This window comes from Crenothrix polyspora, from assembly GCF_900163755.1.
In the GTDB taxonomy this organism is placed as follows: domain Bacteria; phylum Pseudomonadota; class Gammaproteobacteria; order Methylococcales; family Methylomonadaceae; genus Crenothrix; species Crenothrix polyspora.
Genome location: NZ_FUKI01000158.1, coordinates 1 through 9,965, shown reverse-complemented (window position 1 = coordinate 9,965; position 9,965 = coordinate 1). Strand labels below are relative to the sequence as shown.

The following is a 9,965-nucleotide window of genomic DNA, read 5'->3' as shown; positions in this document are numbered from 1 at the left end:
TATCCACAGGATTTGGCCTTACTAATAATAATATATTATTATTATTAGTAAGGCCAAATCCTGTGGATAAGTCGTTTTTTATTTTATATTTCAATGCTTTATGATGTGGATAACTCTTGTATAACTCTTGTATAGCTTGTGTATAACTTTTTTGGAATTTACATTTTAAAAGTTATGCACAAGTTATACAGTAGTTATCCACAGAGTTATCCACATTAGTGTGTCAATGTTCTCAATAAATTTGAATAATCCTCAGCAATTTTAATGTTAGAATTCTTCAGCTCAGAAATTCTTTTGCAGGCATTGATAATTGTCGTGTGATCTCGTCCACCAAACGCACTACCAATTTCCATGAGACTGAGTGATGTTAATTCGCGTGCTAAACACATAGCAATTTGTCTCGGCCTAGTAATCACTTGTTCTCTGCTTTTTGAAGACAAATCCGCAACGCGAATTTTAAAATATTCAGCAACAGTTTTTTGAATGTTAGTAATATTAACCAATTTGTCCTGCAAAGATAGCAGGTCATGCAGCGCTTCTTTGGTGAATTCTACGGTGATTTCGCGGCCAGTAAACTGCGCATTGGCAATGACGCGGCGGAGCGCGCCTTCAAGCTCTCTGACGTTGGAAGGAATTTTTTTAGCAATTAAGAAAGCAACTTCTTGTGGTAATTTTATATTTGCTACAGACGCTTTTTTCATTAAAATGGCGGCTCGAGTTTCCATGTCTGGAGGTTCAATGGATACCGGCAAACCCCAGCCAAAGCGTGATTTTAAACGATCTTCAATTCCTGATATTTCTTTAGGGTATTTATCGCTGGTTAATACGATTTGATGTTTTTTTTCTAAAAGCGTGTTGAAAGTATGGAAAAATTCTTCTTGAGAGCGCTCTTTACCTGCGAAAAATTGAATGTCATCAATTAACAAAACATCGACATCTCGGTAGTAGTCTTTGAAATTACTAAAAGAATTTTGTTGTAATGCCCTGACCATATCCTGAACAAATTTTTCAGAGTTAAGATAAATAATTGTAGCAGATGGATTTTTTTGCAAAATAGCATTACCCATTGCGTGCATCATATGGGTTTTCCCTAAGCCGGAGCTACCGTAAATTAACAAAGGATTGTAAGATTTTCCTATGTTTTCAGTTACTTGAATTGCCGCTGCTTTGGCCAGTTGATTAGATTTGCCTTCGACAAAATTTTCAAAAGTAAAAGCTTTGTTTAAAAAATTAGGTTTATTTTGCAGCGTCTGTGCAAGATTTTGTATTTTATCGAGCACGACAGGTACTGAACGCCGCGAACCAATTTCTAGCTTTAAGGTTTGTTCATTGCTAGCAAATTGTCGAATAGCCATTTCAATTTTGGTTAAATAATGCTCCTTAACCCAGTCTAAGACAAAGCGATTAGGTGCTAATAATTTAATGTGTTTATCATCAACCACCGCTTGTAATGGCCGAATCCAGGTGCTGAAATCAGAGCTAGAAATTTCATTTTCAAGCTTGGCAAGGCAGTTATCCCAAATTGAGTTCATGGAAACAATAGTAAATATTGATTTAGATTTAGTCAGAATATGGCTGTTAGCAGTGATACTACAACAAAACACTTTGCTACAGAATTGACATGATTAGCGTATTATTCTATCATACGAGGTCGTTTTTATCTGTTTTTGTTAAACTTCACTAGGCCTAAAAAATGAAAAGAACATACCAACCCAGTAAAATTAAACGTGTCAGGACGCATGGTTTTCGAGCGAGAATGGCAACTGTCGGTGGGCGTAAAGTTTTGAACGCACGCAGAGCAAAAGGTCGCGCTAAATTAGTCGTTTAGTCATTTTTGTTGTTTAGTGGAATCTAATTTTGATTTTCCTTCTGCTTTTCGGTTGAAAAAACCAGCCGAATTTAAAAATGTTTTTGCTAATCCGGTAAAATCCAGCGATCAGTATTTTACCTTATTGGCTATAAAAAATAATTTTGATTACCCACGTTTAGGCTTGGCGATTGCTAAAAAAAACATTAAAAAAGCAGTCTACAGAAACATTATCAAACGTACCATCAGAGAAAGCTTTCGAATACAACAGAGCTTGGGGTGTATGGATGTGGTGGTTTTAGCAAAACGTGATGCGGTAGATGTGCCGCTCGAGTTATTAAGAAAATCTTTAGAAAAACATTGGCTTAAACTAGTAATACGATGCGCATCTTCCTCATAGCCATTGTAAAGTTTTATCAGTATTGCATCAGCCCTATGCTTGGAAGCAATTGCCGCTTTCATCCCAGTTGTTCAAGTTATTCCCTAGAAGCGCTTCAACGCTTTGGTGCCATTACCGGCATTTATCTGACTTTCAAAAGACTATTAAAATGTCACCCCTTTCATCAAGGGGGGGTTGATCCCGTTCCGGAAAAATTTGGTAACAAGAATGGATAACATAAGATTTTTATTAATCATTGCCTTTGGGTTTCTTGTTGTTTTGCTATGGCAGTCCTGGCAAAAAGATTATGGCCCACAGTCGTTGGCAGCTGTGACAAGTTCCGCTCCCGCTGTGTCATTAACAAGTAATCATGACGATTTACCTACCGCGACAACAGCCAGTACATCAGCGGTAGATGTTGCTCAAAATGCTACAATAACGGCAGTACCTGCATCAAAAGTTATTAGTGTTAAGACGGATGTTGTCGCACTTGAAATTGATTTGCAGGGCGGCAGTATTCAGAATTTGGATTTATTGCAATACCCTGAAGAAAAAGACAATGCGATTGTTAATAAAGTCCGTGCATTGTTAGGTCTGTCAGCATTGCCGGTTAACAATGCGCCGATTCGTGTGCTTAACAGCAAAGCAGACAGGGTATTTATTGCGCAAAGTGGTTTAATTGCGGGTGTTGGTGCGGCAGCAGCGCCAGATCATCATTCCAGTTTTACCAGTCCACAGGACAGTTATGAATTACAACCTGGTCAAGAAAGTTTAAGTGTGCCGTTAAGCTGGACGAATAATAACGGTTTGACAGTGACTAAAACGTTTATATTTAAACCAGGTAGTTATGAAATTGGTTTGGAGCACAGCGTTAAAAATGACTCCACCAATCCTTGGGCTGGAAATCAATACAGTCAACTAGCAAAATTGCCGTTTAAAGAAGAAAAAAGCGGTGGTATGTTGACCGGTATGCGAGCCTATGACGGCGGTGTTATTTATACGGATAAAGAAAAATACCAAAAAGTTGATTTTGACGATATGGTGGAAAAAAATCTTGATGTAGCAAGCCAAGGTGGCTGGGCAGCAATGATTCAGCATTATTTTGCCTCTGCTTGGATACCACCTGCGGATCAAGAAAATCATTTTTACACCAAATATTTAAAAGATGGCCAATACGTGATTGGCTCTTATTCCGCAGCGGTTAATGTTGCTGTTGGCAGCAGTGCTAATTTTGCCTCACGCTTATTTGTTGGGCCCAAAATTCAGCCATTAATGGAAAAAGCGGCTCCCGGTTTGGAATTGACGGTTGATTACGGTGTGTTGACTTTTATTGGCAAGCCTATTTATTCATTATTGAATAAAATTCATAACTTGACGGGTAATTGGGGTTTTTCCATTATCGGTGTCACTTTGTGTATTAAATTATTATTATTCCCTTTAACGCAATCCAGCTTTAAATCGATGGCTAATATGCGTAAAGTACAGCCACGGTTAAAAGAATTACAAGAGCGTTTTGCCGATGACAGGCCGCGATTTAATACCGAAATGATGGCGTTGTACAAAAAAGAGAAAGTAAACCCTTTGGGTGGCTGTTTTCCTATATTGTTTCAGATACCGGTGTTTATGTCCTTGTATTGGGTATTGGGCGAAACTGTAGAGTTTCGTCATGCGCCTTTTATGCTATGGATTCAGGATTTGTCCAGCCAAGACCCATTTTATATCTTGCCGGTGATCATGGGCATTACCATGAAAATTCAGCAAGGGTTAAATCCTGCACCTGTTGATCCGGTGCAGGCTAAAATTATGAAGATGTTCCCGATTGTATTTACTGTGTTTTTCTTGTTTTTCCCAGCAGGTTTGGTGTTGTATTGGGTTATTAATAATACCTTGTCAATTACCCAACAAACCTATATTACCAAGCAAATCAATAAAACGGCCTAGGTGCTTAATAACACCGATACCATCGCGGCGATTGCCACACCTCCTGGGAATGGGGGTGTAGGCATCGTTAGGGTTTCGGGTAGTTTAGTAAGCCAAATAGCCGCTCAGCTGCTTAATAAATCTCTTATTCCAAGGCACGCACAATACAGCGCTTTTCGCGATGCAGAAGGCGAGATTATTGATGCAGGCATCAGTTTATATTTTCCATCGCCCGCATCGTATACCGGCGAAGATATTCTTGAGTTACAAGGTCATGGTGGCGCTGTCGTTTTGGATATGCTGCTACACCGTGTGTTAGCACTTGGCGCACGACTGGCAAAACCTGGTGAATTCACCGAACGTGCTTTTCTTAATGATAAACTGGATTTAGCGCAAGCAGAGGCAGTTGCTGACTTGATTGAAAGCAGTACTGAGCAATCGGCTCGATCTGCACAAAAGTCTTTGCAAGGCCTATTTTCTGAGCAAATTAATAGCTTGGTAGACGAGTTAACCGAACTGCGTATTTATGTGGAAGCGGCGATTGATTTTGTCGATGAAGAAATTGATTTTTTAACCGATGGTGTGGTTGAAAACCGCTTAGTGCGCTTGTTATTAAGCGTGCAAGACATTCAAAAAAATGCCCAACAAGGTCGCTTACTGCGTGAAGGCATGACGCTGGTATTAGCGGGTAAACCCAATGCTGGTAAATCCAGCTTACTTAACGCCTTAGCAGGACACGAGGCTGCGATTGTAACCGCGATTGCCGGCACCACGCGTGACATTTTAAGAGAGCGTATCCAATTAGACGGTATGCCATTGCATATTATCGACACCGCCGGTTTGTGGGACAGTGATGATATTGTGGAAAAAGAAGGTATACGCCGTGCCCGTGTCGAAATTCAAAAGGCAGATAAGATCTTACATTTGGTCGATGGTCAAGATGTTAATAATTCATCGTTATTGGGCGAGTTGCCAGCACACATTGAGATTATCACGGTCGTTAATAAGATAGATCTTAGTGGCAGATCTCCCGTGATTGAACACACCCCGCAAGGCACATACATCTATATATCTGTCAAAACCGGGCAGGGTATGGATTTATTAAAACAGCACCTCAAAGACAGCGTTGGTTTTAATGAAGCCACCGATACCGTGTTTATAGCCCGTAGACGGCATATTGAAGCACTCAACAAGGCTTACGCATTTGTCGAAAGTGCGGCACAGCAATTGCGTATTCGTGCGGGCGAATTAGTGGCAGAAGACTTGCGGCAAGCACAAAACAGTTTAGGTGAAATCACCGGTAAGATCTCATCGGATGCTTTGCTGGGCAAGATCTTTGCCAGTTTTTGTATTGGTAAATAAGCAAACGTTTTCCATAAGCGTTATATAATCAGTTTTGTGTTTTTGAACTAAACTACTGATGATTATGACCAGAGTGGGAATAAACTTATGTTGAAACAAAGCTTACGTGGGTTATTGAAGCTTATTTACCGCGTAGAAGTCAAAGGTATGGCGCATTATCATAATGCGGGCGAGCGGGTATTAATTGTTGCCAACCATACGTCTTTTCTTGATCCGTTGCTGATGTGGCTGTTTTTTCCGGATGACATCACTTTTGCCATTAACACCCAGATTTTTAAACGCTGGTGGATACAGCCGTTTTTACGATTTTCGCAGGTGTTTCCAATGGATCCTACCCATCCGATGTCGTTGAAAAATCTCATTCATCATCTGCAAACCAATACTAAAACCGTTATTTTTCCTGAAGGTCGTATTACCGTCACTGGCGGATTAATGAAGATTTATGACGGTACTGGCATGGTAGCCGATAAATCTGAAGCCGCGATTTTACCGGTGCGTATTAATGGCGGTCAATACACGCATTTTTCGCGCTTGCATAAAATAGTGCGCTTGCGTTTATTCCCTAAAATTACGATTACCATTTTGCCACATACCCGTATTGATGCACCGCATGATCTGCGTGGCAAAGTAAGGCGTAAATTCAGTGGTCATATTTTAGCTGACATCATGAGCGACATGATGTTTGCTACCAGCAATTACCAACAAACTATTTTTGCCGGCTTGCTTGAGGCGCGTGCTATTCACGGTGGTAAACATACGGTTGCTGAAGACATGGAGCGTAGTCCTTTGTCTTATGATGTCTTGATTACCCGTACAATTGCCATTGGTAATGCCATTGCAACAATTACTGCGCCGCACGAAAACGTTGGGGTATTTTTACCCAATTCGACCAAAACCTTGTGTGTGGTGTTAGGTCTGCAATTGCATGGCCGTGTACCGGCAATGATGAATTATTCTATTGGTTCAGCAGGGATGATTTCCGCGTGTCAAACCGCGCAAGTTAAAACCGTATTAAGCTCACGTCGCTTTACTGAAGCGGGGAAATTTGAAGACGAAGCCTTGGCACTTAGTCAGCAGGTTACGCTGGTTTATTTGGAAGATTTGGCCGAAAATATCAGCGGATTTGATAAAGCCTTGGCGTTTATACACGCTAAAAGTGCGGGATTTTGGTATCCAAAACGTGCGGTATCGGCGGATCATCCGGCAGTGGTGTTGTTTACTTCGGGTTCTGAAGGCACGCCTAAAGGCGTGGTGTTGTCGCACACTAATATTTTGGCCAATCACAAACAAATTTCCGCGCGGATCAGCTTTAATCCCCAAGATGTGGTGCTTAATTTTTTACCGATGTTTCATTCGTTTGGCTTTACCGTGGGTACTTTATTACCGGTGCTGAATGGCATGACGACCTTTTTTTACCCCACGCCGTTACATTTCACCGTGATTCCAGAAATGGCTTACGAAACCAACGCCACTATTTTATTTGGTACCAATACTTTTTTGGCGGCCTATGGTAAAAAAGCCCACGCTTACGATTTTTATAAGATGCGTTATGTGGTGGCAGGTGCAGAAAAATTACAAGAAAGCACCCGTGCGTTATGGGCAGATAAATTTGGTATCCGCATTTTAGAAGGCTATGGTGCAACTGAAACGGCACCTGTTACTGCTGTTAATACGCCAATGGATTGCAAGGCTGGCACAGTAGGTCGATTAATGCCGGATATGGGTTATGAACTGGAAGCTATTCCAGGTATTAATGACGCAGGGCAATTGCATGTAAATGGTCCTAATATTATGTTGGGCTATTTGCTGCATGATAATCCTGGTGTGTTAATTCCACCGGAATCTATCTATGGCAAAGGCTGGTACGATACTGGCGATATTGTCCATGTTGATGAAGACGGCTTTATCAGTATTCGTGGCCGTAGCAAACGTTTTGCTAAAGTCAGTGGCGAAATGGTATCGCTCACGGCGGTAGAGCAGCTGGCAGCCCATGCCTGGCCTTTGGCATTACATGCAGCTATCAGCGTAGCAGACAGTAAAAAAGGTGAGCAAGTGGTGTTATTGACCACGCAAAAATTAGCGTCTATCAGTCAGTTGATTGCCGCATCGCCTGGGACAGCGGCGATCTTGCTGCCAAAGAAAATAGTGCTAGTCGATGCTATTCCGGTAATGGCAACCGGAAAAATTAATTATCCGGCGGTAACTGAACTGGCCAGTAGTCACTTGAAATAACGCTACATACATTAAAATCAGAGGGTTATCATGATAACAGTCTATGACCTAAAGCCTCACTTCCAAAATCTACTCAGGCCGATCACGCAGTATTTGGCCGAACGCAATATAACTGCTAATCAAGTCACCATGATGGCCTTGGCTGTATCGGTGCTGACAGGTGGCATGCTGGTTATGTTACACGCTTCGCTGACGGTGTTTTTGGCGTTGCCAGTGGTGTTATTTGTGCGTATGGCGCTAAATGCGATTGATGGTATGTTGGCGCGAGAGCATCATATGAAAAGCGCTTTGGGTGCGATTTTAAATGAAATCACTGATGTTTTGTCTGATGTGGCGTTGTATTTGCCATTTGCGCTATTACCAACTGTCTCATTATGGCTGGTTGTGGTACTGGTGATTTTTGCCATCATCAGTGAAATGATGGGGGTGGTGGCAGTGCAGATTGGTGCGTCTCGGCGCTACGATGGCCCTATGGGAAAAAGTGATAGAGCCTTTGTTTTTGGTGTGATTGCACTAGCCATAGGGTGTGGTATTGCCCCTGGGTTGTGGATGAATTATGTGTTTGGGGTGGTTTTGCTTTTGACGGTGTGGACAGTTGTTAATCGTGCCCGTCATGCATTGTTGGAAATTGGGCAATGAACTTTAATTTGCCGCACAGTGTACAGATTGCTTTTATTGCTATCGGGGTATTGCTGGCTGTTGGCAGCGCAGTCTCGATTGTACTGCAACGTTTAAGACCCGAACATGATTACCGCGAGCTACGCCAACGCGTTAAAACGTGGTGGTTGATTGTTGCGGTATTCGCGGTAGCCGTACTGTTTAATCGCACGGTATCTGTTATCGTGCTGGGTTTTATCAGTTTTTTAGCGTTTAAAGAATATTTATCGCTGATTCCTACTCGCCGTGCCGATCATCGGGTGTTATTTTGGGCATATTTGGCCATTCCTGCCCAATTTTATTGGGTGTGGATGGGTTGGTATGGGCTGTTTATTGTTTTTATTCCGGTGTATATGTTTTTGTTTTTACCGATGCGTATGATTTTAATTGGCCAAACGCAAGGTTTTTTACAAGCGATAGGGTCGTTGCATTGGGGCTTGATGGTGACGGTTTTCAGTTTGAGCCACATGGCGTTTATGCTGGCGTTGCCACCGGAAAATAATCCTGCCGGTGGTGTAATGGGCTTGCTGATCTATTTGGTTTTTTTGACTGAGATTAATGATGTTGCCCAATATTTGTGGGGTAAGAGTTTAGGTAAGCGCAAAATTGTGCCTACAGTTAGCCCCAATAAAACGGTTGCTGGATTTTTAGGTGGTGTTGCCAGCACAACGCTATTGGCCGCTGTGCTAGCACCGTGGCTAACGCCATTAACAGGTTTGGAAGCATTGGGCGCAGGAATTTTAATTGGCGCAGCGGGTTTTGTCGGTGATGTCACTATTTCTGCTTTAAAACGTGATTTGGGTGTTAAAGACAGTGGTAGTTTGTTGCCTGGACACGGCGGTTTATTGGATCGTTTAGATAGCTTAACCTATACCGCGCCGTTGTTTTTTCATTACGCGTATTTTTTACATTACTGAATACGATGTTACAGCGTTTATTTTATCTGCTGATTGTAAAGCCGCTGGTTTTGGTGCTGCTGGGAATTGCCGTGCGAGGCAGGGAGCATTTGCCGACATCTGGGCCTGCCATTATTGTCGCCAATCATAACAGCCATCTGGATACCTTGGCGTTGATGTCGTTATTTCCCCAATCGCTGATTAGTTGCGTACACCCAGTTGCTGCCAGTGATTATTTTCTGAAAAATAAATTTCTGGCGTGGTTTTCACAACAGTTAATTGGCATTATTCCGATTGAGCGGCATTCGGTAGAAAAATCGGGGTCGGTGTTGGCACCGCTGGTGCAGGCATTAAATGATAATGCCATATTGATACTGTTCCCCGAAGGTACGCGCGGTGAACCTGAAAGCCTTGGCAAGTTGAAAAACGGCATTGCACACTTACTCAGTGTCTGTCCTGATACCCCCGTTATTCCGGTGTTTTTTCATGGACTAGGCAAGTGTTTACCAAAAGGTGAGTTTTTATTGGTGCCGTTTTTTGTTGATGCGTTTGTCGGTGAGGCGTTACATTGGGAGGGCAGTCGCGGTGTGTTTATGAAAAAAATGAACGATGCCATGAGTCATTTGCAACATAAGTGTCGTTTATAACCCAATACTGCTACCGATAAAATAACATTATTAAAATTAAGCACCTAGGTGCACGCATTTCTTGG

General features: G+C 42.1%; 10 protein-coding genes. 9 read left to right on the top strand and 1 reads right to left on the bottom strand.

Annotated elements, in window-relative coordinates; all coding sequences use genetic code 11:
- Positions 1-215 precede the first annotated feature (215 nt).
- Entirely contained in the window at positions 216-1,532 is a 1,317-nt protein-coding gene (gene dnaA / locus CRENPOLYSF2_RS15970; RefSeq protein ID WP_087144948.1) for a chromosomal replication initiator protein DnaA, read from the bottom strand.
- A 161-nt stretch (positions 1,533-1,693) separates the two neighbouring features.
- Here dnaA and rpmH point away from each other — a divergent pair, with 161 nt between their 5' ends.
- From rpmH to CRENPOLYSF2_RS15925, 9 genes are all read left to right on the top strand, one after another.
- Positions 1,694-1,828, top strand: coding sequence for a 50S ribosomal protein L34 (gene rpmH / locus CRENPOLYSF2_RS15965; protein WP_087144947.1), 135 nt, complete (start codon positions 1,694-1,696; stop codon positions 1,826-1,828).
- A 16-nt stretch (positions 1,829-1,844) separates the two neighbouring features.
- On the top strand, positions 1,845-2,207 hold the full coding sequence (rnpA, locus tag CRENPOLYSF2_RS15960; RefSeq protein WP_087144946.1) for a ribonuclease P protein component: 363 nt from the start codon (positions 1,845-1,847) through the stop codon (positions 2,205-2,207).
- Positions 2,189-2,422: a membrane protein insertion efficiency factor YidD gene (gene yidD / locus CRENPOLYSF2_RS15955; RefSeq protein WP_087144945.1), complete on the top strand. Its 234-nt coding sequence runs from the start codon at positions 2,189-2,191 to the stop codon at positions 2,420-2,422. The genes rnpA and yidD overlap by 19 nt, the downstream gene beginning before the upstream one ends.
- The gene (gene yidC / locus CRENPOLYSF2_RS15950; protein ID WP_087144944.1) at positions 2,415-4,127 is read left to right on the top strand and encodes a membrane protein insertase YidC; all 1,713 of its coding nucleotides are present in this window, start codon (positions 2,415-2,417) and stop codon (positions 4,125-4,127) included. The genes yidD and yidC overlap by 8 nt, the downstream gene beginning before the upstream one ends.
- Entirely contained in the window at positions 4,128-5,468 is a 1,341-nt protein-coding gene (mnmE, locus tag CRENPOLYSF2_RS15945; protein WP_087144943.1) for a tRNA uridine-5-carboxymethylaminomethyl(34) synthesis GTPase MnmE, read from the top strand.
- 87 nt (positions 5,469-5,555) lie between these two features.
- Positions 5,556-7,700 carry an AMP-binding protein gene (locus CRENPOLYSF2_RS15940; RefSeq protein ID WP_087144942.1) on the top strand — a complete coding sequence of 715 codons (2,145 nt, stop codon included), beginning with the start codon at positions 5,556-5,558 and terminating at the stop codon, positions 7,698-7,700.
- Positions 7,701-7,730: 30 nt separating this feature from the next.
- Entirely contained in the window at positions 7,731-8,339 is a 609-nt protein-coding gene (locus tag CRENPOLYSF2_RS15935) for a CDP-alcohol phosphatidyltransferase family protein (RefSeq protein ID WP_087144941.1), read from the top strand.
- Positions 8,336-9,274 carry a phosphatidate cytidylyltransferase gene (locus tag CRENPOLYSF2_RS15930; RefSeq protein ID WP_087144940.1) on the top strand — a complete coding sequence of 313 codons (939 nt, stop codon included), beginning with the start codon at positions 8,336-8,338 and terminating at the stop codon, positions 9,272-9,274. Before CRENPOLYSF2_RS15935 ends, CRENPOLYSF2_RS15930 begins: the two co-directional genes overlap by 4 nt.
- A gap of 5 nt (positions 9,275-9,279) precedes the next feature.
- Positions 9,280-9,900, top strand: coding sequence for a lysophospholipid acyltransferase family protein (locus CRENPOLYSF2_RS15925; protein ID WP_087144939.1), 621 nt, complete (start codon positions 9,280-9,282; stop codon positions 9,898-9,900).
- Positions 9,901-9,965: the final 65 nt, after the last annotated feature.